At 71.3% G+C, this 25,169-nt stretch carries 26 protein-coding genes; 14 read left to right on the top strand and 12 right to left on the bottom strand.

The window, feature by feature from the left end; translation table 11 throughout:
* Positions 1–58 precede the first annotated feature (58 nt).
* A complete protein-coding gene (locus BU204_RS26490; RefSeq protein ID WP_075128508.1) occupies positions 59–961 on the top strand; it encodes an extracellular catalytic domain type 1 short-chain-length polyhydroxyalkanoate depolymerase in 903 nt (300 codons plus the stop codon).
* Here the strand turns inward: BU204_RS26490 and BU204_RS26485 are convergent.
* Positions 945–1,154 carry a DUF1918 domain-containing protein gene (locus tag BU204_RS26485; RefSeq protein WP_075128471.1) on the bottom strand — a complete coding sequence of 70 codons (210 nt, stop codon included), beginning with the start codon at positions 1,152–1,154 and terminating at the stop codon, positions 945–947. The genes BU204_RS26490 and BU204_RS26485 overlap by 17 nt on opposite strands.
* A gap of 50 nt (positions 1,155–1,204) precedes the next feature.
* Here BU204_RS26485 and BU204_RS26480 point away from each other — a divergent pair, with 50 nt between their 5' ends.
* The 4 genes from BU204_RS26480 (at position 1,205) to BU204_RS26465 (ending at position 3,947) form a co-directional block, all read left to right on the top strand.
* Positions 1,205–1,888: a spermine/spermidine synthase domain-containing protein gene (locus BU204_RS26480; protein WP_075128470.1), complete on the top strand. Its 684-nt coding sequence runs from the start codon at positions 1,205–1,207 to the stop codon at positions 1,886–1,888.
* Positions 1,889–1,963: 75 nt separating this feature from the next.
* Complete coding sequence (locus BU204_RS26475) at positions 1,964–2,179, top strand: hypothetical protein (RefSeq protein WP_075128469.1); 216 nt, start codon at positions 1,964–1,966, stop codon at positions 2,177–2,179.
* A gap of 88 nt (positions 2,180–2,267) precedes the next feature.
* Positions 2,268–3,116 (top strand): SAM-dependent methyltransferase, encoded by an 849-nt coding sequence (locus tag BU204_RS26470; protein ID WP_075128468.1) that lies wholly within the window; start codon positions 2,268–2,270, stop codon positions 3,114–3,116.
* Between the two features lie 51 nt (positions 3,117–3,167).
* Positions 3,168–3,947 (top strand): hypothetical protein, encoded by a 780-nt coding sequence (locus tag BU204_RS26465; protein ID WP_143229755.1) that lies wholly within the window; start codon positions 3,168–3,170, stop codon positions 3,945–3,947.
* A 13-nt stretch (positions 3,948–3,960) separates the two neighbouring features.
* Here the strand turns inward: BU204_RS26465 and BU204_RS26460 are convergent, their stop codons facing one another.
* The 4 genes from BU204_RS26460 to BU204_RS26445 are packed head-to-tail and all read right to left on the bottom strand — an operon-like array spanning position 3,961 to position 7,623.
* Positions 3,961–4,632 (bottom strand): RraA family protein, encoded by a 672-nt coding sequence (locus BU204_RS26460; protein ID WP_075128466.1) that lies wholly within the window; start codon positions 4,630–4,632, stop codon positions 3,961–3,963.
* A complete protein-coding gene (locus BU204_RS26455) occupies positions 4,633–4,968 on the bottom strand; it encodes a DUF4387 domain-containing protein (protein ID WP_075128465.1) in 336 nt (111 codons plus the stop codon). It lies immediately after the preceding gene.
* A complete protein-coding gene (locus BU204_RS26450) occupies positions 4,961–6,340 on the bottom strand; it encodes an acyclic terpene utilization AtuA family protein (RefSeq protein WP_075128464.1) in 1,380 nt (459 codons plus the stop codon). The genes BU204_RS26455 and BU204_RS26450 overlap by 8 nt, the downstream gene beginning before the upstream one ends.
* Positions 6,337–7,623 carry an MFS transporter gene (locus BU204_RS26445; protein ID WP_075128463.1) on the bottom strand — a complete coding sequence of 429 codons (1,287 nt, stop codon included), beginning with the start codon at positions 7,621–7,623 and terminating at the stop codon, positions 6,337–6,339. Before BU204_RS26445 ends, BU204_RS26450 begins: the two co-directional genes overlap by 4 nt.
* Positions 7,624–7,703: 80 nt before the next feature.
* On the opposite strand from BU204_RS26445, the gene BU204_RS26440 reads away from it, so the two are divergent.
* Positions 7,704–8,447, top strand: coding sequence for a GntR family transcriptional regulator (locus BU204_RS26440; protein ID WP_075128507.1), 744 nt, complete (start codon positions 7,704–7,706; stop codon positions 8,445–8,447).
* Here the strand turns inward: BU204_RS26440 and BU204_RS26435 are convergent.
* A complete protein-coding gene (locus BU204_RS26435; RefSeq protein WP_075128462.1) occupies positions 8,411–9,625 on the bottom strand; it encodes an MFS transporter in 1,215 nt (404 codons plus the stop codon). The two genes, BU204_RS26440 and BU204_RS26435, sit on opposite strands and share 37 nt — an antisense overlap.
* Positions 9,626–9,705: 80 nt before the next feature.
* Between BU204_RS26435 and BU204_RS26430 the strand changes: the two genes are divergently transcribed.
* Both BU204_RS26430 and argS read left to right on the top strand, forming a co-directional pair.
* Complete coding sequence (locus BU204_RS26430) at positions 9,706–10,650, top strand: LysR family transcriptional regulator (RefSeq protein ID WP_075128461.1); 945 nt, start codon at positions 9,706–9,708, stop codon at positions 10,648–10,650.
* A gap of 35 nt (positions 10,651–10,685) precedes the next feature.
* A complete protein-coding gene (gene argS, locus BU204_RS26425; protein ID WP_075128460.1) occupies positions 10,686–12,386 on the top strand; it encodes an arginine--tRNA ligase in 1,701 nt (566 codons plus the stop codon).
* Here the strand turns inward: argS and BU204_RS26420 are convergent, their stop codons facing one another.
* The 6 genes from BU204_RS26420 to BU204_RS26395 form a co-directional block, all read right to left on the bottom strand.
* Positions 12,387–12,749: a VOC family protein gene (locus tag BU204_RS26420; protein ID WP_075128459.1), complete on the bottom strand. Its 363-nt coding sequence runs from the start codon at positions 12,747–12,749 to the stop codon at positions 12,387–12,389.
* Positions 12,750–12,773: 24 nt separating this feature from the next.
* Complete coding sequence (locus BU204_RS26415; protein ID WP_075128458.1) at positions 12,774–13,370, bottom strand: GTP-binding protein; 597 nt, start codon at positions 13,368–13,370, stop codon at positions 12,774–12,776.
* Positions 13,351–13,719: a DUF742 domain-containing protein gene (locus BU204_RS26410; RefSeq protein WP_075128457.1), complete on the bottom strand. Its 369-nt coding sequence runs from the start codon at positions 13,717–13,719 to the stop codon at positions 13,351–13,353. Before BU204_RS26410 ends, BU204_RS26415 begins: the two co-directional genes overlap by 20 nt.
* A complete protein-coding gene (locus BU204_RS26405) occupies positions 13,716–14,129 on the bottom strand; it encodes a roadblock/LC7 domain-containing protein (protein WP_075128456.1) in 414 nt (137 codons plus the stop codon). The genes BU204_RS26410 and BU204_RS26405 overlap by 4 nt, the downstream gene beginning before the upstream one ends.
* Entirely contained in the window at positions 14,107–16,662 is a 2,556-nt protein-coding gene (locus BU204_RS26400; RefSeq protein ID WP_075128455.1) for a sensor histidine kinase, read from the bottom strand. Before BU204_RS26400 ends, BU204_RS26405 begins: the two co-directional genes overlap by 23 nt.
* Before the next feature lie 246 nt (positions 16,663–16,908).
* Positions 16,909–17,484, bottom strand: a complete 576-nt coding sequence (locus BU204_RS26395) for an HhH-GPD-type base excision DNA repair protein (RefSeq protein WP_198943005.1) — start codon at positions 17,482–17,484, stop codon at positions 16,909–16,911.
* Positions 17,485–17,741: 257 nt separating this feature from the next.
* Between BU204_RS26395 and BU204_RS26390 the strand changes: the two genes are divergently transcribed.
* The 6 genes from BU204_RS26390 (at position 17,742) to BU204_RS26365 (ending at position 25,130) form a co-directional block, all read left to right on the top strand.
* Positions 17,742–18,305 carry a GNAT family N-acetyltransferase gene (locus BU204_RS26390; RefSeq protein WP_075128454.1) on the top strand — a complete coding sequence of 188 codons (564 nt, stop codon included), beginning with the start codon at positions 17,742–17,744 and terminating at the stop codon, positions 18,303–18,305.
* Positions 18,306–18,385: 80 nt separating this feature from the next.
* Positions 18,386–19,552: a serine hydrolase domain-containing protein gene (locus BU204_RS26385; protein ID WP_083661657.1), complete on the top strand. Its 1,167-nt coding sequence runs from the start codon at positions 18,386–18,388 to the stop codon at positions 19,550–19,552.
* Positions 19,553–19,612: 60 nt separating this feature from the next.
* Positions 19,613–20,833, top strand: a complete 1,221-nt coding sequence (locus tag BU204_RS26380) for an NADP-dependent isocitrate dehydrogenase (RefSeq protein ID WP_075128453.1) — start codon at positions 19,613–19,615, stop codon at positions 20,831–20,833.
* A gap of 196 nt (positions 20,834–21,029) precedes the next feature.
* Positions 21,030–21,380: an SH3 domain-containing protein gene (locus BU204_RS26375; RefSeq protein WP_075128452.1), complete on the top strand. Its 351-nt coding sequence runs from the start codon at positions 21,030–21,032 to the stop codon at positions 21,378–21,380.
* An 87-nt stretch (positions 21,381–21,467) separates the two neighbouring features.
* Positions 21,468–21,758, top strand: a complete 291-nt coding sequence (locus BU204_RS26370; RefSeq protein ID WP_075128451.1) for a hypothetical protein — start codon at positions 21,468–21,470, stop codon at positions 21,756–21,758.
* A gap of 147 nt (positions 21,759–21,905) precedes the next feature.
* Positions 21,906–25,130: a S8 family serine peptidase gene (locus tag BU204_RS26365; protein ID WP_075128450.1), complete on the top strand. Its 3,225-nt coding sequence runs from the start codon at positions 21,906–21,908 to the stop codon at positions 25,128–25,130.
* Positions 25,131–25,169 lie beyond the last annotated feature (39 nt).

Raw genomic sequence — 25,169 nt, 5'->3', positions numbered from 1 at the left:
CGTGTTCGGATCGGGTAAGGACGCACCGGCGCTGCCGCCCGAGTGGTACCCAGTGATCATGCGCAATCTCGTCGCCGTCCTGGTCACCGCCCTGCTCGCGGCCGGGTGCTCGGGGGCGCCCGCCCCGAGGCAGGCCGCCGCCGATGAGCACATGCTGACCGTCGACGGTCGGGAACGCGGCTACCTGCTGCACGTCCCGCCCGGAGCCGAGGGTCGGCTGCCGGTGCTGCTCGTGCTGCACGGCGGGGGTGGGAACGCCCGGCAGGTCGCCGGCCAGACCGGCTTGTCCGACCTGGCCGACGAGGCGGGCTTCCTCGTCGTCTACCCGAACGGCTCCGGCCGCACCTCGCTGCTGACCTGGAACGCCGGCGCCTGCTGCGGCTACGCCCAGCGCCAGGGGATCGACGACGTCGCGTTCCTCTCCGCGCTGCTCGACGAGGTGCTGGCCGACCAGCTGGCCGATCCGGAGCGGGTCTTCGTCACCGGCATGTCCAACGGCGCGATGATGTCCTACCGGCTGGCCTGCGAGCTCTCCGACCGCATCACCGGGATCGCCCCGGTGGCGGGCGCGCTGAACGTGACGCCCTGCCGCCCGACGCGTCCGGTGTCCGTCCTGGCCGTGCACGGCACCGCGGACGAGCTGGTGCCCTACGACGGCGGGCCGCCGGCCCAGCCCGCGCCGGGCAACGAGAGCTGGGTGAACGCCTCGGTGGCGGACTCGGTGGGCTTCTGGGTCGACCACGACGGGTGCCGGCGGCCGGCCACCGAACGCACCGAGGGCGCGGTGACCACGGCGACCTACGCGGGATGCGCCGAGGGCAGCGAGGTCGTGTTGCACACGGTGGCCGGCGGCGGGCATGCCTGGCCGGGCGGGCGTCGCTCGCGCTCGGAGGCCGACCCGGTGCCGCCCGAGCCCGACGCGTCCCGCCTGGTCGCCGAGTTCGTCACCCGGGTTCGGTGACGTTCCCGTCCGCCTCGTGCTCGACGACGCAGTCGGGACCGGGGAACACGAGGGTCTCCCGGCCGTCCGGGAAGCGGACCAGGTAGGGCGGTGTCCCGTCCTGCCCCCGAACCTCGACGATCTTCCCCCGCTGGTCGGGGATACCTACGTTGCGACCGTGGACGTGGAGTCGGTCGCCTACCTGCGCGTGCATCTGAGGACCACCTCCGTGAGCCAAGGGTAACTCTCCCTAGGCTGACTGTGATGAGCCAAGAAGTCGAACAAGCCCCAGTTGTCCTGGATCGGGTGAACGGCGTGTGCGGCGAGTTGGTGCTGCGGCGCGTCGGCGCGGATTTCGAGATCATCGCCAACGGGGTGTTCCTGATGGACACCCGCAACGGCGAGTCCGAGCGCCTGATGGTGGACGCGGCGGCGGAGCGCATGCCGGCCGGGGGGCGGCTGCTGGTGGGTGGGCTGGGTGTCGGGTTCTCGCTGCGGGCCGCGCTGGACCACCCGCGCGTCGGCGAGGTGGTGGTCGTCGAGCGGGAACCGACCGTGATCGAGTGGAACCGCGGGCCGCTGCGTGAGCGGCACGGGAACGCGCTCGCGGACCCGCGCGTGCGTTGTGTGGCGGCGGACCTGCTGGAGTGGCTGCCCAGGTCCGGCCAGCGGTTCGCCGGACTCTGCCTCGACATCGACAATGGTCCTGACTGGACGGTCACGGACGGCAACGCGACGCTCTACGGCGACGCCGGGCTCGACATGCTGGCCGGCGCGCTGGCGCCGGGCGGGGTGCTCGCAGTGTGGAGCGCCGGTGCGAGCGAGCCGTTCGCGAAGCGGCTCGAAACCCGGTTCGGTGCCGTGGAGGCGTTGCCGGTTTCCGTACCGCGAGGTGAGCCTGATGTGGTTTACCTCACCCGAAATGGTGTGACCAGCCGGGTGATCTGATCGATATCCCGAGTGCGGTAACTCGAATCGGGCGTGCGGCGACATTCCTGGGGTAACGGAGTGGAGGTGCGATCGATGCTTCGACGCCGACCGCACCGGACCGCGCGCAGCGTCCTGCTGCATCCGGCGACCGGCTGGCTTACCCTGGCAGTGTTGTACTTCACCGCGGCGGTGCTGAACGTGCTGCTGGCGGTGAACACAAACCGGCTGTGGCCGCTCTTGCTGGCGACGGTACTGGGGGTCGTGTCCGCTGGGTGCGCGTTGTGCGCCGGGCGGAGCCTGCGCGGGTGACTCACGCGGGCCACGCCCGCGTGCACACCCCGTTACTCGGGGTCAGTAGTGTTGGTGCGGTCCGCCGTGTCGACACAACGAGGTGCTGATGTCCGAAGTCCCCGGAAACGGGTCGCGCCTCGGGCCTCCAGGGGTCCAGCGGCGGGCCAACATCGCGCGGGTGAACGACGCCGCGCTCGGGGGCAAGGACAACTACGAGATCGACCGCGAGGTCCTCGCGCAGGCTCGGCGGGTCGCCCCGGAGGTGGCCGACCTCGCCGTCTCCAACCGGAAGTTCCTTCTCCGGGTCGTGCGGTTCCTCGTGGACCGGTGCGGGATCCGCCAGGTCGTCGACTGCGGGGCCGGGTTGCCGACCACCGAGAACACCCATCAGGTGGCCCAGCGCGTCGCTCCGGACACCGTGGTCGTGTACGTCAACAGCGACCCCGTCGTGTTCGCGCACGGCCAGGCCCTGCTCACCGAGAACGAGCTCACCCACTTCATCTCCGCGAACATCTTCCGGCCGGACGAGGTGCTCGGCCACGAGGTCGTGTACAAGCACCTCGACCTCACCGAGCCGGTCGCCCTGCTCCAGGTGGGCACGCTGCACCACTACCTCGGCAGCGACGGCGGCGAGCTGATGAGGCAGTACGTCGAGGCGCTGCCGTCGGGGAGCTACGTGGCGGTGTCGCACTTCTTCGACCCGGAGACGCCCGAGCTCACCCCGTTGGCGCGGGGTCTGGAGGAGTCGTTCCTGACCGGGCCGATGGCGTCGGGCCGGTTCCGCACCCGGGCCGAGCTCTCGGAGTTCCTGCCCGGACTGGAGATCATCCCGCCCGGGCCCGGCAAGCCGGCCGACTGGGAGCTGAGCGACCTCTGGTGGCCGGAGGGCCCGCGACTGCGCCCGCTCAACGCCGTGCAGCAGTGCATCGCCGCCGCGGTAGCCCGCAAACCCTGACTAGGACAGGGCTTTCCTGGCCACTACGATCGCCGCGTGACGGTCAGCCCGATGGCAGAACCACGTCGTCCCGTTCTGTTGCGTCCCTGGCAGCGGTGGACCGCCGCGGTCGGCGGCGCCGCGCTGGGGGTGGCCGGTGGCCTGGCCGTGTTCGTCACCGACAACGAGGTGGGTGCCACGGCGCTGCTGTTCCTGGGTGGGTTGGCACTGCTGATGAGCCTCACCGGCCGCGTACCGGACCGGATCGGCAAGGAGGGGATGTCCTACGAGGTGGTCGGCCCGGTCGAGCAGGCCGTGAAGAACGTCCTCGCCGACGAGGCCGTCCCGATCGCCACGCGGGAGGTGGTGGCCGAGGCCGTCCGCTACGAGTTCGACCACCGGGTGACGTCGAAACCGGCCCCCGGGCGGCAGCTCGAACTGTCCACTCGGGTCAACGCCGTCCTGCTGGAGTCCAAGGTCCTGCGCGCCCTGGAAGCCGTGGTGCCGAACGGAAAGGTCGTCGACCGCGGCGTGCCGGTGGCCGGGCTGGAGGTCGACGCGGTGGTGCGCGACGAGGGCGCCGCGGACCTCACCGGCGCGGTGTTCTTCGACATCTCCCCGAGCTTCGACGAGCGGCACGTGATGCGCACGATCGACCTGCTCCTGCCCGGGTCGCCGAGGACACTCGTGTTCGTGGAAGGCGCCTCCGGCGTGGCCTCGCCCGCCCTGCGGGACGCGGTCGCGCGGCGGGCCGCGGAGCGCTTTCCCGGGCGGGACCTCAGGTTCCTCACCGTCGACGAGAGCGGCGCGAGCGGCGAGCTGGAGCGGGAGATCGCCGCGGTGCTCGCCTAGGCCGTGCCCCAGTTCAGTGCCGGACCCGACGCAACGCCAGCAGCCCTTCCGGGGAGAACTCGTCGGACCGGGCCCAGGTCACGATCGCCTGCTCCTCCTCGCGGATCTCGGCGGCCAGGTCGGGAAGCCCGGCCGCCAGCTCGACGGGGATCCGCAGGACGCCGTGCTGGTCGCCGTGCAGGAGGTCGCCGGGGGCGACGTCGAGGCCGGCCACCCGGACGGGCACCCCGACCGCCGTCAGTCGCATGTGGGCACGGGCCACGCACAGGCCGGCGGCGTGCACGGCGAACCCCATCCCGCGCAGGTCCGCCTCGTCCCGCACCCGGCCGTTGGTGAGGAAACCGGAGATCCCGAGCGCCGAGAGCAGCGTCCCGTTGACCTCGCCGAGAAAGGCGCCGGCGCCGGGCACCTCGTCCAGGTCCTGGACCACCACGACGACCGGCCCCGGGACGGCCAGGACCGCCCGGTGCAGGTCCGCGACCGGCACCGAGTCCTCGCCCGGCTCTCGCGCCCGCATCGCCGCGGTGACCGCGGTGCCGACCAGCGTGCCGCCGGCGAGGCGGTGGACCGACCCGTCGGTGTATCGCTGCCCGTCGGCGCCGGCCGGCGTGCGGCGGAGCGCATTGCTCAGGGCCGGGGTGTCCCACGCCGCGAGCCGGGCGTGGTCGATCTCGCTCTCGGCCACCTAGCTCGTCCCCTCGGGAACGGGGAGGAGCGCGAGCGGCACGTGGTGCTGGCCCGCGTGCATGTCGCGGTCGTGGAGGGAGCCCTGCGGCACCGGCCGGGGGAAGGAGATCTTGACGACGTTGAGCGAGGGGATGCGGAACATGCGGACGTCGTCCGCGGCGACCCGGTACAGGTCGGCGACGACTGTCTCGTTGAGGAAGGCGGGGTCGGCGACGATCCGGTAGCCCGCGGCGTCCCGCATGAACAGCTCCATCGTGACCCAGAACGGGCCCGCGTTCTTCGACCGGACCTCGGCGGCGAGGTCGCCGATCGAGGGCGTGGCGCGGTCAGGCATGGGCGTGGTCTCCGTGTTCGGTCCGGAACATCGCCGTCGGGTCGCTGTCGACGACGTGGTTGAGCACGAACTCGTAGGCGGGGCCGCGCTCGACCTCGGCCGGCGAGGTGGCGAAGGCGAAGCTGGGGAGGTAGGGCAGCCCGGGGGTGGGCAGGTGCAGCATGAGCGGGTTCGCGACCTTGGCCACGGCGGTGGCGGTGGTCTGGGTAGACGCGTTCACCAGCAGCATGACGCCGACCTCGCGGGGCGGGGGGCCGCCCGGCTCGAGCTCACCCAGCACCGCGTTGTGGCCGTACAGGCGGAGGTCGAAGGCGTACTCGTCGGACCCGAGACCGAGCGTCTGCCGGACCCGCTCGATGATCATCGCGCGGAGGAACTCGGCCCAGGCGTCGAGCTCGGCCAGGATGCCGGGGTCGCGGATGGCCGAGAACGACATCGTCTCGTAGCCGGCGGCCCGCGCGCCCTCCAGCTTGATCGTGTGCTGGTCGGCGGGGTGGAACCGCGAGCCCTCGACCCGGACCCGGCGGTCGTCGAGCGCGACGTAGGTGGCGTCCCGGACGTCGATGGTGCCGGCGGGCTCGCGCATCAGGTACGGGTCGACGGTTTCGTAGAGCATGTGCGCCGCGACCGAGATCGGCGTACAGGCCGCCTCGGGGGCGAGCGGCTCGATCGTGAAACCCGTCGTGTCGACGGTGGCCAGCACCCCGCCGGCGACCGGGTTCGTGGTGCACTGCCCACCGCACTCGACGATCTTGGCGGCGTGCCAGGACGGGCCGGCCGGCATGCCCCGCATCAGCGGGTAGGCCGCGGCCACGGCCGTGTCGGTGGCGCGCCCGCAGAGCACGACCCGGGCACCCGCGGCCAGCGCCTCGACGATGGGCTCGTGGCCCATCATCCCGACGATGTGCTGACAGCTCTCGATCACCTCGGCGCCCAGCTGGCCGGAGGGGGCCAGCGGGTGGACCCGGCCCGCCCGCAGGTGCTCCTTGAGCTCGGCCGGGTCCTGCTCGCTGTAGATCCGCGCCACCGGCAGGGAGAGGTTCTCCTCCGCCTGGAGGTCCGCGACGATGCCGGCGACCCAGTCGACGCCCGCGTCGGTCCCGGCGGTGCCGCAGGACCCGACGACCAGCGGGATGTCGGCCCTGGCCGCGGCGGTCAACAGGATGCGGAGGTCCCTGGCCACGGCCGCGGCCGTCGTCTTGGCGGTGGCCGAGCCGAGGTAGTACGGGCCGGAGTCGGTCGAGCCGCCGTCGACGCTGATCACGTCGGCGCCGAGGGCGAGCCCGCGCTCGACGGTGGCCTCGCTGAAGCCGGCGCCGAGCATCCCGGTCGGCGCCAGAACCCGGACCGCCTCGAGGGGCTGGTTGCTCATGAATTCCCTTCCGTGGTCGGTGCGGCACGGCGCCCCTGGAGGACGAGGATGCGGCTGACGATGGCGATCGCGAGCAGCGTGACCAGCGCGACGTCGACCAGCATCAGCCGCCAGCCGGTCACGTCGACCATCGCGCCGACGACCGTCGGGCCGAGGAAGCCGCCCATCGCCCAGCTGACGTTGTAGAGACCGGCGTAGGTGCCCAGGACACGGGCGGACGGGGCGAGGTTCCACAGCACTACCGCCGCGTTGATGATGAACCCGCCCGCGCCGACGGCGGCGACCGACAACGCGACGATCGTGCCGAGCTGGGTCTGCAGCACCGTCCCGGCGACCAGGGCCGCGCAGAACACGCCCATCCCGGCCAGGATCACCTTCAGCCGTCCGACGCGTTCGGCGAGCATGGCGAGGGGGTAGGCGAGGAGGATGTAGGCGATCCCGCTGACCAGGGTCAGCCCCCCGGCCTCACCGCGGGACAGGTCGAGCGCGTTCATCCCGTAGGGGGTGACCAGCGAGCGGGAGGCGGCCCAGGCGCCGCCGAACGCCGCGATCGCGAGGATGACCAGCAGCCGGCTGCGGTCGCTGTCGCGGAGGATGTCGCGCATGGCGTCGCGAGCCCGGATCCGCCCGCTGCCGGCGGAGCTCGGGTCCGCGTCCTCGGCCAGCGCGGCCTGGTACCCCGGAGACCTGCTGTCCCGGACGGTGCAGCCCAACACCAGCACCGCCGCCAGCATCATCGCCGAGGGGATGAAGAACGCGCCGGTGGGATGATCGTCGACCACCAGCAGGCTGAGCACCGCGGCGACCACGATCGTCAGCGCCGAGGCGATCTTGACCACGGCGTTGGCGCGGCTGCGCCGCTCCGGTCGGACGAAGTCGGGCACCAGGGCTTCGGCGACCGGCCGGAACGAGTTCACGACCAGCGCGTAGCCGAACATGACCGCGACGAGCAGCGGCAACGACGCGGCGGCGAACGGGATCAGCAGGAAGATCCCCGCGGCGAGCGGCATCCCGACCATGAGGTAGGGCATCCGCCTGCCCCAGGAGGTCCGGGTGTTGTCCGATCGGCTGCCGATCCAGGGCTGGACGAACACCCCCAGGATGTTGTCCATACCCATCAGCAGGCCGACCACGGCCGCGCTGCCCAGCTGCGCCGTGAGCAGCGGCGGCACCTGGGCGTCGTAGAAGTTCCAGGTCACCTCCTGGGCGAACACCGCGAGGGCGACCAGGAAGGTGATCCGCCGTCCGGTGCCGGCGCTCTGCGTCGTCGCAGTGGGGCGCATGAGCGAGACCGTAGTTACGCTATAGCAAAACTGTCAAGAGAAGCATAAATCGCTCGCCATGGCTCCGGTATCCTGTGACGGTGGCCGACGACCCGCTCTCGACGCTCAGGAGCGACACGCTCGCCGACCGCGCCTACCGGGCCATCCGCGACGCGATCGTCACCGGGACGCTGCGCGCCGGGGAGAAGGTCACCGAGCGCGGTCTGGCCACCCAGCTCTCGGTCAGCCCGACACCGGTGCGCGAGGCCATCCGCCGCCTCGAGCAGGACGGCCTGCTGGTGCGCAAGGGCCCCCGGACCGTGGCAGTGTCGGCCATCGGCGACACCGCGCTGCAGGACCTGACCGAGGTGGAGATCGGCCTGCGCGGCATGGTCGCCCGCTTCGCCGCCCGCCACGCCACACCCGACCAGCTCGACGGCCTCGACGCGATCCTCGACGAGGCCGACGACCTGCTGATCCTCATCGTCCAGCGCAAGCAGGCCGGTGAGATCCCGCAGCGGCACCTCACCCAGCTGATGGACACGATGCAGCGGTTCAACGACACGCTCGAGGCGTGCGCCGGCAACCCGGTGCTGTCCCGCCTGCTGGACCAGGTCCGGGTGTTCTCCCAGGCCGAGCGGCGGGCCCTACGGCTGGAGCGGATCGCCCGTGACCCCACGTTCGGGCTGGACCGCTACGCCAGCCACCGCGCGCTCGTCCGCGCCCTCCGCGCCGGTGACCCGGCGGCCGCCGAGTCCATCCTGCTGGCCGACGCCCGCGGCGGCCTGAGCGATCTCCTCTACGCCCCTCAGCCGGCCGACGAATCCTCGCTGCCGACCTCCTGAGGCAGCAGGAGCGGGGTGGCGAGCAGAAGGACGCCGGAGAGCGTGATCGCGGCGAGAGGGCTGGTGAGCGTCGCGAGGACACCCCAGACCACCGTAAGCGCCGCCTGGGTGAGCCTGGCGCTGACGGTCCAGGCGCTGAGCACCCGCACGGTGTGCGTGGGCGGCGTGCGGCGCAGGCGTTCGGTCGCGTAGATCGGGTTGAACACGCCCATACCGGTGATCAGCAGGCTCTCCACGACGATCACCGTCAGGAGCCCGGGGATGCCGGGACCGGTGAAGGCGAGGCCGAGCGGGAAGACCGAGCGCAGCCAGCCGGAGACGACCAGCACCCGGTGCCGCCCGTACCGGGCGACCAGGCGCGCGGACAGGCGGGCGCCGAGGAGGCCACCGAGGGCGGGCACCCCGAACGCGAGACCGTACTGCCAGGCCGGGAACCCGTACTCACCCAGCAGGAGCACCGCCAGCAGCGGCGCCGTGGCCATGATCAACCCGCCGACCGCGACGGAGTTGAGGAACAGGCGTCGCAGGACGGGTTCGTGGCGGATGAACCGCCAGCCGGCGAGGAGGTCCACGCCGCGCATCCGGCCGGCGCTGGGCGAGGCGACGTCGCCGCCGCGGATGCGGAGCACCGCGAGCGCGGACACCAGGTAGCTGAGGGCGTTCGCGGCGACCGTGATGACCGGGCCGAGCAGCCCGATCAGCGCTCCGCCGAGCGGTGGGCCCGCCGCGGTCGCCGCCCACGTCGTGGCCTCGAGCCTGCCGTTCGCGACGAGCAGCCGGTCCCCGCGGACCAGGTGCTTGAGGTAGGCGCCCGACGCGGCGCCGAAGGCGATGGCAGCGGTTCCGGACACCACCGAGACCACCAGCAGTTGGGCATAGGACAGCAGGCCCAGCGGGTACGCGACCGGGACGCTCGCCACCGCGAGGAAGCGGACCAGGTCCATCGCGACCATCACCGGGCGCTTGGCCCGGTGCTCGACCCACGGGCCCAGCGGCACCGCGACGAGCGCCGCGACGGCGAGCCCGGCGGCCTCGAGCAGCGAGACGGCGAGCGTCGGCGCGTCCAGGACGGCGACCGCGAGGAGCGGGAACGCGCCGAAGGCGAGCCAGGTGCCGTACGTGCTCACCGCGTGGGCCGACCACAGCCAGTCGAACCCGGCCTCCAGTCTCGTGCTCACCCGCGCAGCAGATCAGTGGATGAGGCGAGAGATCAAACAACCGAGCCACAACGACCGGTTGTGGGATCTACGCTGGACAGGTGGACACCGAGGCGGTGCGCTCGTTCGTCCTGGCCGCCGAGCTCGGACAGCTGCAACATGCCGCCGACGAGCTGGGGGTGACCCAGCAGGCGGTCTCGAAGCGGATCGCCGCCCTGGAGCGTGAGCTGGCTGTCCGCCTGTTCACCCGTACCGCTCGCGGCGTGGAGCTGACGCTCGACGGCCAGGCGTTCCTCCCACACGCCCGGACGGTCGTCGCCGGGGTCGACCGCGGCATCGCCGCGGTCAGGCCGGAGGCTCGCGCCCTGCGGATCGACGTCCTGGGGTTCCGGACCGGACAGGCGGTGGTCCTGCACGACTACTGGTTGTCCCATCCCGGCACCGAGCTGGACGTGGTGGCCGTGAAGGCCGGCGACCCGCGGGAGGCGGTCGCCGCCGTCCGGGCAGGTGAGGTCGACGCCTCCTTCCGCACCGTCACCGACCCGGCCGCGCTGCCGCCCGACGTCGAGATGGTCCACGTGACCGACTTCCCGGTGGAGCTCCTCGTGGGTCCGCGGCATCCGCTCGCCGTAGCGCGCACGCTGACCCCGGCCCGGCTGCGCGGGCACCGGATCTGGGTGCCCGGCATCGCACCCCGCAGTGAGTGGGCGGAGTTCTACGACCAGCTCGCCGCCGACCTCGGCCTCCGCGTCGACGGGACCGGACCGAACTTCGGCATCGAGGTGCTCCTGGACACGCTCGCGGACTCCGCGGACGTCGCCACCCTCGTCGGCACCCGCGACCGCCTGGTCTGGCCGGCCAGCTACGACCTGCGGCGCATCCCAGTGGTGAACCCGACGATCGCCTACCCGCAGTCGCTGATCTTCCGCCGAACGAACCCGCACCCCGGGCTCGCGGCAGTCATCGACCACTTCGCCGGTCTGGCACCGCCGCGGGAGCCGACCTGGCTGCCGTCCTGGCCCAGGACCCCCGCTCGCCGAGGGTGAGGAAATTCGCTGGTGTCCGTCGCTACTGTCGCGGCATGACCGGCCTCCTCGCGATCCTCCAGCAGCGTCTCGGTGCCGCCTTCTCCGCGGTCGCCGCCGAACCGGTGGATCCCGCGGTGCGACGATCGCAGCGGGCCGACTTCCAGGCCGACGCCGCGCTCGCGCTGGGGCGTCGCCTGGGGCGCGTGCCGAGGGAGGTGGCGCAGGCCGTCCTCGCCCAGGACCCGCTGGAGGACCTGTGCTCGGCGACCGAGGTGGCCGGCCCCGGGTTCGTCAACCTCACCCTCCGCGACGACGTGCTGGCCGACCTGGTCGAGGCGATGCGCGCGGACGAGCGGTTGGGGGTGCCGAGCGTCGAGCCGGAGACCGTCGTCATCGACTACTCCTCGCCCAACGCCGCCAAGGAGATGCACGTCGGGCATCTGCGCTCGACGATCATCGGGGACGCCGCGGCGCGCCTGCTCGAGTGGCTCGGCCACCGGGTGGTCCGGCAGAACCACCTCGGCGACTGGGGCACCCCGTTCGGCATGCTCGTCGAGCAGCTGCTCGACGAGGAGTCCGCCGACCACTCCATCCGCGACCTCAACGCCTTCTACCAGGAGGCCAGGCGCAAGTTCGACGCCGACGACGGGTTCCGCGAGCGGGCCCGCCGTCGGGTGGTCGCCCTGCAGGCCGGGGACGAGACGACGCTGCGGCTGTGGCGCACGGTCGTCGGCCTGTCGGTGCGGTACTTCGAGGAGGTATACGAGCGGCTCGGCGTCACGCTCACCGCGGCGGACCTCGCCGGTGAGAGCCGGTACCAGCCCGTGCTCGGCGCGGTCGCCGACGAGCTCGACCGGCTCGGCCTGCTCCGCCGCAGCGACGGCGCGGACTGCGTCTTCCCGGCCGGCTTCACCAACCGGGACGGCGAGCCGCTGCCGCTCATCGTGCGCAAGGCCGACGGCGGCTACGGCTACGACACCACCGACCTCGCGGCGATCCGACACCGCATCCTCGACCTCCGGGCCACCCGCCTGCTGTACGTGGTCGGCACCCCGCAGCGTGAGCACTTCCAGATGGTCTTCCAGGCCGCTCGGGAGGCGGGCTGGCTCACCGACGAGGTCCGCGCCGAGCACGTCGGCTTCGGCTCGGTGCTCGGCGAGGACGGGCGCATGCTGCGCACCCGCGCCGGGGAGAACGTCCGGCTCACCGAGCTGCTGGACGAGGCCGTGGCCCGGGCGGGCGAGCAGGTCCGGCAGCGGCACACGGAGGGCACCGACGGGGTCGACCTCGACGCGGTGGCGAGGGCGGTGGGGATCGGCGCGGTGAAGTACGCCGACCTCGCCACCGACCGCATGAAGGACTACACGTTCGACTACGACCGCATGCTCGCCTTCGACGGCAACACCGCGCCCTACCTGCAGTACGCCCACGCCCGCGGCAGGGCGATCGCCCGGCGCACCGAGGACGCCCCGGGTGCGGTACGGGTGACCGAGCCGGCCGAGCGGGAGCTGGCGATCACATTGCTCGGCCTGGCCGACGTGCTCACCGATCTGGCCGAGACGCTCGAGCCCCACCGGCTCTGCGCCTACCTCTACGGCGTGGCCACCGCGTTCACCGCGTTCTACGAGCGCTGCCCGGTCCTGCGAGCCGAGCCCGCGACACGGGCGAGCCGGCTGGCGCTGTGCGAGCTGACCACCCGAGTGCTCGCGCTCGGGCTCGACCTGCTCGGAATCGCGGCACCGGACCGGATGTGATCAGACCTGGATGACCGACAGGACGTTGCCGGCGGGGTCGCGGAACCAGGCGATCGGCGGCCCCTCGGCGCGGAACACGCCCTTCTCGTCCAACTCCGGGTAGCGCTCGAACCGCACGCCGAGCGCGGTGAGCTGGTCCACCGCCGCCTCGACGTCCTCGACGACGAAGTTGAGCGTGGTGTACTCGGCCGGCCGGTGGTCGGGCTTCGGGTAGACGAGGGTCTCCCGCCCGTCCGGGAGGTGCAGCGTGAGCATGCCGTTCGCCTCGGTCACCCGCACCCCCAGCGTGTCCGCGTAGAACGCGCGGGCCGCGGGGATGTCGTCGACCGAGAACCCGCTGAACGCCCTGGTGAAGGTGAACACACTGCTCCTTCTCGTCGTGCCGGCTCAGCGGCCGGAGGCCGCTCCGGTCAGGCCGGCCCGGGACATCACGTGCTGCATCAGCGTGATCAGCACCTGCTTGGTCGACTCGCGGCCGCGGGCGTCGCAGAGCAGGACCGGGACGCTCGGGTCGAGGTCCAGCGCCATGCGGACCTCGTCCACCGTGTAGTGGTAGGCGTCGTCGAAGCAGTTGACGCCGACCACGAACGGGAGGCCGCGGCGCTCGAAGAAGTCGACGGCCGGGAAGCAGCTGTCCAGCCGGCGGGTGTCGGCGAGCACGACCGCGCCCAGCGCTCCTCGGGCCAGCTCGTCCCACATGAACCAGAAGCGGTCCTGACCGGGCGTGCCGAACAGGTACAGGATCAGCTGCGGGTTGATGGTGATCCGGCCGAAGTCCAGCGCCACGGTCGTCGTGTGCTTGGACTCCACGCCGGACAGGTCGTCGACCCCCGCGGAGGCCTCGGTGATGAGCTCCTCGGTCCGCAGCGGCGGGACCTCGCTCACCGAGCCCACCATCGTGGTCTTGCCCACCCCGAACCCGCCCGCGATGACGATCTTGACCGCCGCCGCGGAGACGTTGCGTTCAGAGTTTCCGGATTCCATCGAGAACCGCCTGGAGGACGTGGGGGCTGGGTGCCTGGGTCGTCGTCTGCATGGCCGACCGGTAGATCATGAGGTTCTGGGTGATCAGGTCGCTCAGGAGCACCTTCACCACCTGCAGGGGCAGGTTCACCGCCGCCGCGACCTCGACGACCGAGATCGGCTTCTGGGAGACCTGCAGGATCCGGAGCGACTCCGGCTCCAGGTGGTCGGCGTGCTCGCGCACGGCCACCACGAGCGTGATGAGGTCGAGCCCGATCGTGTCGGACCTGGTCCGCCCGCCGGTGACGGCGTAGGGACGGACCAGCGGTCCGGCAGCATCGTCGAACCACGCCTCCTGGTCGGCGGTCATGGCACCGCGCGACCCATTGCCTCACGCGGCCGGGCGGTGAGCACCGCGCCGACCCGCTTGACCATCAGGTTCATCTCGTAGGCGACCATCCCCACGTCCGCGGACTCCTCGGCCAGCAGTGCCAGGCACGCGCCCTGCCCCGCGGCGGTGACGAACAGGTACGCGTGGTCCATCTCCACCAGGGTCTGCCGCACGTGCCCGCCGCCGAAGTGGCGGCCGGTTCCGCGGGCGAGGCTCTGGAACGCCGAGGCGACCGCCGAGAGGTGCTCGGCGTCGGCCTCGCTGAGGTTGCCCGATCTGCCGATCAGCAGGCCGTCGGCGGACAGGACGACCGCCCGGTCGACGCCCGCGACCCGCTTGACGAGGTCGTTGAGCAGCCAGTCCAGCTCATTCAGCGCGGTGTTGGCCATTGCGCACGCTCCCCACAGTGTTCTCGCGGTTGGTCTCGCCGTTTCCGTCAGCTTCCCCCGGAGCCGGCTCCGCGCGACCCCGTCTCGTGCCCTGGACGAACGCCGACAGCCGGCTGCGGGCAGCGTCCGGGCTGTCCTCGGTCGGCTCCGGTTCCGACCAGGCCGCCACCGGTTCCTCCCGCAGCTGCGGCACCAGGTTCTGCTGGCGACGCCGCTGCGGAAGCGGCGGTCGGCCGGGCGTCGCCGGTGGCGCCGCCACCGGCTCCGGGGTCGGCACGACCGACGCCGGCGGGACGAACGACGGCATGGGTGTGGGCACCGGTGGGGTGGGCGGCTCCGGCTCGGCCACGGGCCAGGGCCTCGGAGGGGGGATCGGTTGGGAGGACTCCAGCGTTTCTTCCACCGGCCGTTGCGGCCGGAACAGGTCCTCGCCGGGCTTCGCCGCGACGACCGGGAACTCCGGCAGCGACTGGAGGAACGACGTGGGCATCGGCAGGACCGTCGCCGAGGGACCGGAGCGCTCGGCCGAGGTCTCGGCCGGCGTCGGCACCGGCACGACGGGTGCCGTCGGGGCCGTCCTGGGACCGGTGGTCGGTCCTGTCCGCGGGCCGGCGGCCTCGGGTGAGGGTGCCTCGGTCAGCAGGTCGGCGCGGACCAGCACGATCGCCCGGGTGCCGCCGTAGGCGGACTCGCGCAGGGTCACCGAGATCCCGTGCCGGGCGGCCAGCCGGGCCACCACGAACAGGCCCAGCCGGGGCTCGGTGGACAGCGCCATGATCCCGAAGTCCGGCGGCTGTTGCAGCATCTGGTTCAGCGACTCGATCCGGCCGCCCTCGATGCCCAGCCCCTGGTCCTCGATCTCCAGTGCGACGCCCCGGCCGACGACGTTGCCTCGGACCTCCACCCGGGACTCGGGCGGCGAGAACGACGTCGCGTTGTCGATCAGCTCGGCGAGCAGGTGCACGAGGTCACCGACCACCGGCCCGTTCACCGCGACCTGCGGCAACTTGGTGATCTTGACTCGGGCGAAGTCCTCGGTCTCCGCCGCGGCGCCGCGGGTCAGCTCGGTGAGGCTGACCGGGTTGCGCCACCGGCGCCCGGGCTGGCCCCCACCGAGGATGATCAGGTTCTCCGCGTTGCGGCGGGCGCGTGTGGAGAGGTGGTCGAGCTGGAAGAGCATCTCCAGCTGCTCGGGGTCCTCCTGCCGGCGCTCGGCCTCGTCGAGCACCTTGAGCTGGCGGTGCACGATGACCTGGCTGCGGTGGGCGATGTTGAGGAACACCGTCTTGGTGCCCTCCCTGGTCTTCGCCTCCTGCACGGCGGCGGCGACGGCCGTCTGCTGTGCCTTGTTGAACGCGTCGGCCACCTCGCCGATCTCGTCGGCGCCGTGGCCGGAGAGGCGGATCGAGTCGTCGACGGCGACGTCAGCGCCGGTCCGCACCTTCTCCACCAGCTCGGGCAGCTTCTTCTCGGCCAGCTGCAGCGTCTCGCCGCGCAGGCGGGTGAGCCGCTCGATGAGCCGCCGGGAGAGCCGGAACGCGAACAGCGACACCGCCGCCGCCAGCAGCAGGACGAGCGCACCGGCGATGATCGAGCGGACCAGTGTGGTGTCCACCCGGTCGACCGCGTTGGCGATGGTCGCGCGGGCCTGGGTGGTGAGCAGCCCCATGAGGTTGGTCGAGACCTCCTGGGCGGCGCCACGCCACAGGTCCTCGGAGATCGGGATCTGCGACCCGCCGCGCAGCAGGGTGTTCTCCACCGACACCAGGCGCTGCCAGGCCGGGCTCCCCTTGAGCACCGTGTACTGCCCGCGTGCCGCCGGCTCGACCAGCTTCATGCTGTTCTCGAGCTGGAGGTGGTAGGCGCTGACCAGCGACTGGTAGATGCGGAAGTCGTCGTCGGAGAGCCCGCCGCCGGCCGTGTTGGCCGAGGCCAGGGCGTCCGCGCGCTGCATCTGGTCGGCCGCGGTGAGCAGTGGACCGACGGTGATCCCCAGTTGGTGCACCGACTCGGCGTCCGGGCCGAACTGGGCCAGGCCCTGGGTGCCCTCGATGAACTGGTCGATGATCTGGTTGTAGAAGTCGAACGACTCGTCGATGCCGATCTGGGCACCGTCCACGCGTAGGCGCAGCTGCGGCAGCTGGGCGATGAGCGCGGCGAACTGGGTGGCGTTGCGCCGGACCGACTCGGGGGCGATGTCGCCGAGCTCGGTGAGCGGTCTGGTCACCTGCCCTACCAGCGCGTCCGTCTGGCCGCGCTGCTTGATCAGGTCGGCCTGGAACGTACCGAGGCTGGCCAGGTGCCGCAGGGTGAGCCGGCGCTCCTCCTGCAAGGAGATGATCAACGGGAGGGACGCCCGCTGGGTCTCGCTGGCCAGGGAGAAGTAGTTCCGCTTCGTCGCCGCGTCGTAGATCAGGTATCCCGCGCCCAGGCCGCCGGCCAGCAGGAATACGAGACACGGCACCAGTGCGATGGCCAGTACCCGCGTACGAATGGACAGGGTCCGGCCACGCCGGATGGAGGTCTTCTTCACCGCGGACCGCTTTCCGTTAAATCTGGCATTCGTTAGCTGGGCGCCGCACCGGAGTCATCCTCCCGACCCGCGGGGAACGGTAAACACCACACAGTCAGCAGTCAAATATGCGTTGTGACAAGTTACCCAACAGTAAGTCGGTGAGACCAAATACTCACCAAAATCGCGGAATAACCCGAGAGAGCAGTCTCTGTCCGTGTCTGAACAGCTGCCCAGGGTAGTGATCTGGCCCGGAGATGTGAGCAATCAGGCCTTGCGCGCCTTGGCGGCGGCCTTCATTTCCTTTTTGTGGGCCCGGACCTCGAGCAGCGAAGCCTGGTCGGTGATGTCGGCTACAGACAGGAACGTGCCCGCGCTGGCGTAGTCGCCGGCCGCCTGCTGCCAGCCGGGTGCCGCCAGGCCGCGCTGCTTGCCCAGCAGCGCGAGGAAGATCTTGGCCTTGCCGTCGCCGAAGCCCGGCAGCGCCTTGAGCCGGCGGAGCACCTCGGCGCCGTCCGGGTCGCCGGTGGTCCAGACCGCCTCGGCCCTGCCGTCGTAGGAGTCCACGAGCTCCTGGCAGAGGGCCTGGACGCGCTTGGCCATCGACCCCGGGAAGCGGTGGATCGCGGGTGGCGTGGAGCAGGCGGCGGCGAACTTCTCCGGGTCGTACTCGGCGATCACCCGCGCGTCCAGCGAGCCGATCCGGTCCAGGATCTTCCTCGGGCCGGCGAACGCGGTCTCGATCGGCACCTGCTGGTCCAGGAGCATCCCGATGAGCAGCGCCAACGGCTCGCGGTCGAGCAGCTCGTTCGACTCGGAGTCCGTGGTCAGCCAGGTCGCCATGCGGCTCATCATGGCACGCGGGCCGCGGGTGGATACGACGGCGAGAGTAGGCCGCCGGCGTGGTCTACGCCACAGGGTGCAGCGTGGATGTCGCGTTCGCGTTGACGACTTCACGAGCGCCGGCCCGCATGCTGACAGGCATGAGATTCCTGGTCTCCTTGCTGGTCGGTTCGCTGTCCATCCGGGTCACCCGGAACGTCCTGCGGCGCAACCGCCGCCTGCGCAGGCTGCTTTACCTGCCGCGATAGGTTTCCCGGGTGCTGCGACCTGCCTACCCGATCGAGACCGTCCGCCTGACCCTGCGCCCGTTCGTCGCCGAGGACCTCGACGCCCTACACGCCTACCAGAAGCTCCCCGAGGTGGCTCGCTACCTCTACAACGACCCTCGGGACCTCGCGGCCTCCCGGGAGGCGCTCAAGCGCCGGATGGCGGTGACGGCACTGGAGAAGCCGGGCGAGGTCCTGGTGCTGGCGGTGGTGCTCCGAGAGACCGGCGAGCTGGTCGGCGAGGTCAACCTCGGTTGGCACTCCGCGGAGCACCGTCAGGGCGAGTTCGGCTTCGTGTTCAACCCGGCCTTCCACGGCAACGGCTACGCCGGGGAGGCCGCGGTCGAGATGCTCCGCCTCGGCTTCGAGGGCCTCGGCCTGCACCGCATCGTCGGCCGCTGCGACGGTCGCAACACCTCCTCGGCGAAGCTCATGGCCAGGCTCGGGCTGCGCCGGGAGGCCCACTTCGTGCAGAACGAGATCGTCAAGGGCCAGTGGACGGACGAGATCGTCTACGCGATGCTCGAGGAGGAGTGGGCCGGGGCGCGCCCCTGACCCGCTCTCCGGGGTGGCTCCGGGGCCGGGACAGGGCTTTCCCGGATGGCCGCCCCACCCGCCGCCGCCAGGCTTGCGGCATGAGAAGAACGATCATCACGCTCACCGTCGCCGCCGCGCTCGCCGTCACCGGTGCCGGCGCGGCAGGGGCGGACACCACGCCGCCGCCGCCGCTGGACCCCGACGCGCTGACCGAGGCGATCGAGGGCCTGCCCAACGACGAGGCGAGCGGGGCGCTCCTGCAGGTTCGGGGTTCCGCGGGCCAGTGGGAGGGCACCTCCGGGGTGGCGAACATCCACACTGGTTCGCCGGTGCCGATCCGCGGGCGGTTCCGGATCGGCAGCATGACCAAGACCTTCGTCGCGACAGCGGCGCTCCAGCTCGTCGCCAAGCGCCGGCTCTCCCTTGACCGCACCGTGCAGAGCTACCTCCCCGACCTGCTGCCCGCCGACTACGCGCCGGTCACCGTGCGACAGCTGTTGACCTACACCTCGGGCCTGCCGGGTGTGCCGATCGACCACAAGGACCCCGACTGGTTCCTCGCCAACCGCTTCCGCACCTGGACCCCAGCCGAACTGTTCGACCTCGCGTTCACCGGCCGCGACATGCTCTTCGAGCCCGGCACAGAGCAGCGCTACGGCAACATCGACTACCTGGTGCTCGGCGCGGTCATCGAGCGGGTGACCGGCCGGCCCTACGGGGACGCGGTCCGGGACGGGATCATCCGGCCACTCGGCCTCACCGGCACCGTCGTGCCTGGCACCGACACGCAGATCCATGGTCCGCATGCCCGAGGTTACGAGGAGAACGACGGGACCTACACCGACATCACCGAGGCCAACCCGACCTTCCAGTGGGCGGCCGCCGAGATGATCTCCAACGCGCCCGACCTCGACCGGTTCCTGGTCGCACTGTTCTCCGGGCGGCTGCTGCCCCCGGCGCAGACCGCGCTGTTGTTCGAGGTCCCAAACGTGCCGGCCTACGACGGGGACACCAACCCTGCCAACAACCCGCGCGCCCACCTGGGGCACGGCCTGGCCAAGTTCGTCATGGGCAAGGTCGAGTTCTGGGGCAAGACCGGCGACCGGCCTGGCTACAACAACGGTATGGCGGCGACCCGCGACCTGTCCCGGCGCGCGGTGTTCTCGGTCAACACCCTGCACATGGGCGGCGAGGTGCAGCCGGAGATCACGGAGCGGATCATCGCGGCCGTGGCCGGCTTGGCGCGGCCGGCGGAGCAGCGATAGCAGTACGCGTGTACCGTTTGGTTGACTAGGGGCGAGGACGCGAGAGGAGCATCCCGGCACATGGCCAAGATCAAGGTCCAGGGGACGGTCGTCGAGCTCGACGGCGACGAGATGACCCGCATCATCTGGCAGTTCATCAAGGACAAGCTGATCCACCCGTACCTGGACGTCAACCTGGACTACTACGACCTGGGCATCGAGCACCGGGACGCCACCGACGACCAGGTCACGGTCGACGCGGCGAACGCCATCGCACGGCACGGGGTCGGCGTCAAGTGCGCCACGATCACCCCGGACGAGGCGCGGGTCGAGGAGTTCGGGCTGAAGAAGATGTGGCGGAGCCCCAACGGCACCATCCGCAACATCCTCGGCGGCGTGATCTTCCGTGAGCCGATCGTCATCTCGAACATCCCGCGGCTGGTGCCCGGGTGGACCAAGCCGATCATCATCGGCCGTCACGCCCACGGCGACCAGTACAAGGCGACGGACTTCAAGGTTCCCGGCCCCGGCACCCTGACCGTCACCTACACCCCGGCCGACGGGGGTGAGCCGATGGAGTTCGAGGTCGCGAACTTCCCCGAGGGGGGCGGTGTCGCGGTCGGCATGTACAACTACCGCAAGTCGATCGAGGACTTCGCCCGCGCATCCCTGCGCTACGGCCTCGAGCGCGGCTTCCCGGTCTACATGTCGACGAAGAACACGATTCTCAAGGCCTACGACGGCATGTTCAAGGACGTGTTCGCCGAGATCTTCGAGAACGAGTTCAAGTCGGAGTTCGACGCCAAGGGCCTGACCTACGAGCACCGGCTCATCGACGACATGGTCGCCGCCGCGCTCAAGTGGGAGGGCGGCTACGTCTGGGCGTGCAAGAACTACGACGGCGACGTGCAGTCCGACACGGTGGCGCAGGGCTTCGGCTCGCTCGGCCTGATGACCTCGGTGCTGATGACCCCGGACGGCAAGGTCGAGGCCGAGGCCGCACACGGCACGGTGACCAGGCACTACCGCCAGCACCAGGCCGGCAAGCCGACCTCGACCAACCCGATCGCGTCGATCTTCGCCTGGACCCGCGGCCTCGACGCCCGGGGCAAGCAGGACGGCACGCCCGAGGTCTCCGGCTTCGCGCACACGCTCGAGCAGGTGATCATCGAGACCGTCGAGAGCGGCAAGATGACCAAGGACCTGGCCCTGCTGGTCGGCAAGGACCAGGAGTTCCAGACCACCGAGGAGTTCCTCGCGACGCTGGACGAGAACCTGCAGAAGAAGATGGCCTCCGCCTGAGGCTTGAGCTGGACACGGACGGCGCCACCGCCAGCGGTGGCGCCGTCCGTGCGTCTGCACGTGCCGTGACGGAACGTCGCTTCCCGGCCGGGCCGTTGCATCCTGCGAGTGGTTCACGGCCCCGCTCGTTTCGGACCCGAGCGCCCTGGGCTATATCTGTGGCAGGCGCTGACGACGTCCGTTGGGAGCGGGTTCCATGAAGGTGCTGAACGTGAAGTGGAACGCCAAGCGGGTCCTGATCGCGTTGGCGCTCGGACTGTTCGTCTGGATGCTCTACGTGCAGGGCTCCGAGCAACGCGCCGTCCAGAGCAACGCCGAACCGGCCTCGGACACCGGCTCGGCCCCCTGCCGGGTGGAGGCCACCGTCGCCGACCTGAACGTGCGCTCCGCGCCCGCGGAGAACCCGGCCAACGTGGTGGACCAGCTCGCCGAGGGCGAGGAGGTCGACGCGACCACCGTCGTCCAGGACGGCTTCCGCAAGCTCACCGACGGCCGCTGGGTCTTCGCCGAGTACGTCCGAGCGGTGGACGGCACCGACTGCGGCTGACTCCGCCGGGCAACCCGGTAAGCCCCACTCCGCGTTCTGTCAGTAGGTGGTGGTCACGAGGGTCGCCACGTGGACCGCGGAGGACGAATGAACCCCAAGCTTGCCCGGGCGATGGTCGTGAGCCTGGCCGTCGGCGCAATCACCAGTGCCGCCATCGCCATCGGCGGAGGTTCTGCCGCCGCGCAGCCGCGGTCGGTGCCACCAGGGGAAGGCCCGGCGACGCCCACCTTCGAGCCCGGTAACGGGCCGTTGGTCCGCGAGTTCGTCGACGCGACCGGACGCGTGGTGGTGCGGGTGATACATGCCGACGGGGTGGTCGACGGCTCGGAGCTGATGTTCGAACTGGACGGGCTCGTCGAACGCCTGCCCGCCCGCTGAAGCCCGGTCCCACGAGGTCAGAACGCGAGCAGGTGCGGCCGGACGGCGTCGAACGTCGTCCGGCCAGACAGCTCACGGGCTCCCACGGACAGCGTGTGTCACCGGTCCCGGTCACGGCGGCCGCAACCACTCACAGGGGGAGGACGAATGTTCCACAGGCATGCCCGCACACTGGTCGCGGGTCTGGTCATCGTGGTGGCCACGAGCGCCGCCACGTTCGGTGGGAACCCGGCCTCGGCCGAACCGCGGGCGTTGCCGCAGCGAGGGGAACCCGAGGCGACGGTCACGTTGGTCACCGGTGACGTGGTGACCATGGGCGGCCCGCGAGGTGTCGACGTGCGGGCGGCGAAGGGGCGGGAGCACATCGTGTTCCACTCGCGCACCGATCCGGACGGGCACGTGCACGTGGTGCCGGGTGACGTGCTGGCCGACATCTCCTCAGGGCGGGTGGACGAGCGGTTGTTCGACGTGACCGGGCTCGTCGAGGCCGAGTACGACGACGCTCACCGCGACCGGTTGCCGCTGATCGTGGACTATCCCGGGCGGACGCCGCGGGCGGCGGGCGCGAGAACGGTTCGCGAGCTGCCGGCGGTGAGCGCCGTCGCCGTCGAGGCGGACCCGAACGCGGCGCTGTGGAACGGAGCCCTGGCGACGGCGAGGAAGATCTGGCTCGACGCACCGGTCCGCGCCTCGCTGGATTACAGCGTGCCGCAGATCGGTGCGCCCGAGGCGTGGGAGGCGGGGTTCACCGGCGCCGGCACGACGGTCGCGGTGCTGGACACCGGCATCGACGTCACGCACCCGGACCTGGCCGACGCGGTGGTCGGGGCGCAGGACTTCACCGGTGGCGAGAGCGGCACGGACGACCGATTCGGCCACGGTACCCACGTCGCGTCGATCGTCACCGGCGCGGGCGAGCGGTATCGGGGGGTGGCACCGGACGCCGCGCTGCTGAACGGCAAGGTGCTGGACGACGTCGGCGGCGGCTACGAGTCGTGGGCTATCGCGGGAATGGAGTGGGCCGCCCGCAGTGGCGTTGACGTGGTCAACATGAGCCTCGGCTCCAGCGGGTCGAGCGACGGCAGCGACCCGATGTCGCAGGCGATCAACTCCCTCACCGCGGAGACCGGAACGCTGTTCGTGGTCGCGTCGGGCAACACGGGCCTGAGCAACATCGGCAGCCCGGCCGCCGCGGACGCCGCACTGACCGTTGGTGCGGTGGACCGGGAGGACCAGCTCGCGGACTTCTCCAGCCGTGGTCCCCGCTCCGACGGCGCGATCAAGCCGGACCTCACCGCACCCGGGGTGGACATCGTGGCCGCGAGGGCCGCGAACAGCCAGATCGGCACCCCCGTCGGCGACCGCCACGTGTCGCTGTCCGGGACGTCCATGGCCGTTCCGCACGCGGCCGGCGCGGCGGCGATCCTCGCCGGGCGGCACCCGGACTTGTCCCCGGAGGCACTGAAGTCCGGGCTGATGGCCACGGCCGTGCCGAACCCCGACCGGCCGGCGGTCGACCAGGGCGCCGGGCGGGTGGACCTCGCCGCGGCGATGCGCAACCCCGTGGTGGTCTCCCCGCCGAGCATCGGCCTCGGCACGGTCCTGTGGCCGCACAACGACGACGAGCCGATCACCAGAACGATCACCTACCGCAACACCGGAACCGAGCCCGTGACGCTGAACGTGGCGGTGGAGGTCGAGGACGCCAACGGCGGGCCGGCCCCCGCGGGCATGTTCACCCTGTCCCACGACCAGGTGACCCTCGCCCCAGGGGGAAGTGCCGAGGTCGTGCTGACCGCTGACACCCGGGTCGGCACGGTGGACGGCGGCTACGACGGTGCCGTCGTCGCGTCGGTCGGGCAGCTCGCCCTGCGCACCCCGGTCACGGTCACGCGAGAGGTGGAGAGCTACGAGGTGACGCTGAGCTTCCTGGACGAGAACGGTGCGCCGACGAGCGACTACCTGGCCAGGTTGGTGGACCTCGACAACCAGACGGCGAGCTGGGTCCCCCTGGACGAGTCGGGCCCGGTGACTGTCCGGCTGCCCGTCGGCCGCTACTCCCTGGACGGAAGCATCAGTCGAGCTGATGGTGCGGCCGCCGTCCTCGTCGCGGAGCCGGGGATCAACGTGACGGGACCCGGCCGGTACGTCTTCGACCTCCGGGACGCCGTGCGACCGGGGATCACCGTGGACCGGCCGGAGGCTCGCTCGTTCGCGGCGAAGCTGTCGACGGAGGTCACGGCGGACTGGGGAACGGTCGGCGAACAACTGGTCGCCACGAGCCTCGACAAGATCGCCGTACTCCCGTCGAGAACCAGTGCGCCGGGACGGTTCAACGTGGCCCTCGAGACCCAGCTGGCCAGGCCCGACAGCTCGGGGCAGGGCTTCCACGCCAGTCCGTACCTGTACAACGTGCGGCACCGCGATCGGAGCGGTGGTGTCCCGGCGGACCTCACGACGCACGTGGGCGACCGGGAGCTGGCCACGGTGCGCGGGGAGTACGCCGTGGGACTGCCCCACTACACCGGCCGCCGGGAGTTCTACGTCACCATGAACTTGCCGGCGACGCTCACCGAGTACTACTCACCGAACGAGCCGTGGTACCCGTACTTCGAGGAGCTCGCCCCCGACTCGTTCAGTACCGACACGGTCTTCCGGGCCACCACGCCCGTCGTGTACCGGCGGGGCAGGACCGTGACCGAACGCTGGAACGTCGGTGTCTTCGGGCCCAGCCAGCCGCCGATGGCGAAACCCGCCGAGGCGTCGTGGCGACAGGGCGACGCCATCCAGCTCAGCATCGGGTTGCACAGCGACCAGGACCCCAGGCGGGAGGGTTGGTCGGTTCTCGGCTCGGGCTCGACCCAGGTGTACCGGGGGGACGAGCTGATCCACGAGGAGGGCTGGCACGGGTACGCGGTGTTCCTCGTGCCGCCGGGGGAGTCGCGCTACACGGTCAGAATGGTCGACGAACGTCCGAGCACCTTGTCCACCAAGATGAGTTCGGAGTGGACGTTCACCTCGGACACCACGCCGGCCACGGAGTTCACGCCGCTCCCATTGCTCGCGGTGCGGTTCGCGCCGAACCTGGACGACCACAACGCGGCGAAGGCGGGCAAGCGGTTCCGGTTCCCCGTCTACGTCCAGCGCAACGGCTCCGCCACCCCGGACGGGGTGAACAGGCCCGCGGTCGAGGTCTCCTACGACGACGGCGCCACCTGGAAGCCGGTGCGGTTGTCCGCCGACCGGAGCCAGTGGGTGGCCGAGGTCGACCACCCGAAGGGCGCGACGTTCGCGTCGCTGCGGGCGTCGGTGTCCGACGCCGACGGCAACACCGCCAAGCACACGATCATCCGTGCCTACGCGCTGAAGTAGTCGGCGCGCGCCGGGGCGGGCGGGCAAATCGCCTTGCCC

Source organism: Actinophytocola xanthii (assembly GCF_001921205.1).
In the GTDB taxonomy this organism is placed as follows: domain Bacteria; phylum Actinomycetota; class Actinomycetes; order Mycobacteriales; family Pseudonocardiaceae; genus Actinophytocola; species Actinophytocola xanthii.
This window is presented reverse-complemented; position numbering and strand designations above follow the sequence as displayed.

Bases quoted from the DNA above. Each gene is read 5' to 3' on its own strand.
- BU204_RS26405 (WP_075128456.1), bottom strand. From the start codon at position 14,129: ATGGCCAACACCGCGCTGAATGAGCTGGACTGGCTGCTCAACGACCTC.
- BU204_RS26395 (WP_198943005.1), bottom strand. From the start codon at position 17,484: ATGGCGACCTGGCTGACCACGGACTCCGAGTCGAACGAGCTGCTCGAC.
- BU204_RS26470 (WP_075128468.1), top strand. From the start codon at position 2,268: ATGTCCGAAGTCCCCGGAAACGGGTCGCGCCTCGGGCCTCCAGGGGTC.
- argS (WP_075128460.1), top strand. From the start codon at position 10,686: ATGACCGGCCTCCTCGCGATCCTCCAGCAGCGTCTCGGTGCCGCCTTC.
- BU204_RS26465 (WP_143229755.1), top strand. From the start codon at position 3,168: ATGGCAGAACCACGTCGTCCCGTTCTGTTGCGTCCCTGGCAGCGGTGG.
- BU204_RS26375 (WP_075128452.1), top strand. From the start codon at position 21,030: ATGAAGGTGCTGAACGTGAAGTGGAACGCCAAGCGGGTCCTGATCGCG.
- BU204_RS26475 (WP_075128469.1), top strand. From the start codon at position 1,964: ATGCTTCGACGCCGACCGCACCGGACCGCGCGCAGCGTCCTGCTGCAT.
- BU204_RS26410 (WP_075128457.1), bottom strand. From the start codon at position 13,719: ATGACCGCCGACCAGGAGGCGTGGTTCGACGATGCTGCCGGACCGCTG.
- BU204_RS26445 (WP_075128463.1), bottom strand. From the start codon at position 7,623: ATGCGCCCCACTGCGACGACGCAGAGCGCCGGCACCGGACGGCGGATC.
- BU204_RS26380 (WP_075128453.1), top strand. From the start codon at position 19,613: ATGGCCAAGATCAAGGTCCAGGGGACGGTCGTCGAGCTCGACGGCGAC.
- BU204_RS26415 (WP_075128458.1), bottom strand. From the start codon at position 13,370: ATGGAATCCGGAAACTCTGAACGCAACGTCTCCGCGGCGGCGGTCAAG.
- BU204_RS26385 (WP_083661657.1), top strand. From the start codon at position 18,386: ATGAGAAGAACGATCATCACGCTCACCGTCGCCGCCGCGCTCGCCGTC.
- BU204_RS26485 (WP_075128471.1), bottom strand. From the start codon at position 1,154: ATGCACGCGCAGGTAGGCGACCGACTCCACGTCCACGGTCGCAACGTA.
- BU204_RS26365 (WP_075128450.1), top strand. From the start codon at position 21,906: ATGTTCCACAGGCATGCCCGCACACTGGTCGCGGGTCTGGTCATCGTG.
- BU204_RS26455 (WP_075128465.1), bottom strand. From the start codon at position 4,968: ATGCCTGACCGCGCCACGCCCTCGATCGGCGACCTCGCCGCCGAGGTC.
- BU204_RS26480 (WP_075128470.1), top strand. From the start codon at position 1,205: ATGAGCCAAGAAGTCGAACAAGCCCCAGTTGTCCTGGATCGGGTGAAC.
- BU204_RS26450 (WP_075128464.1), bottom strand. From the start codon at position 6,340: ATGAGCAACCAGCCCCTCGAGGCGGTCCGGGTTCTGGCGCCGACCGGG.
- BU204_RS26370 (WP_075128451.1), top strand. From the start codon at position 21,468: ATGAACCCCAAGCTTGCCCGGGCGATGGTCGTGAGCCTGGCCGTCGGC.
- BU204_RS26490 (WP_075128508.1), top strand. From the start codon at position 59: ATGCGCAATCTCGTCGCCGTCCTGGTCACCGCCCTGCTCGCGGCCGGG.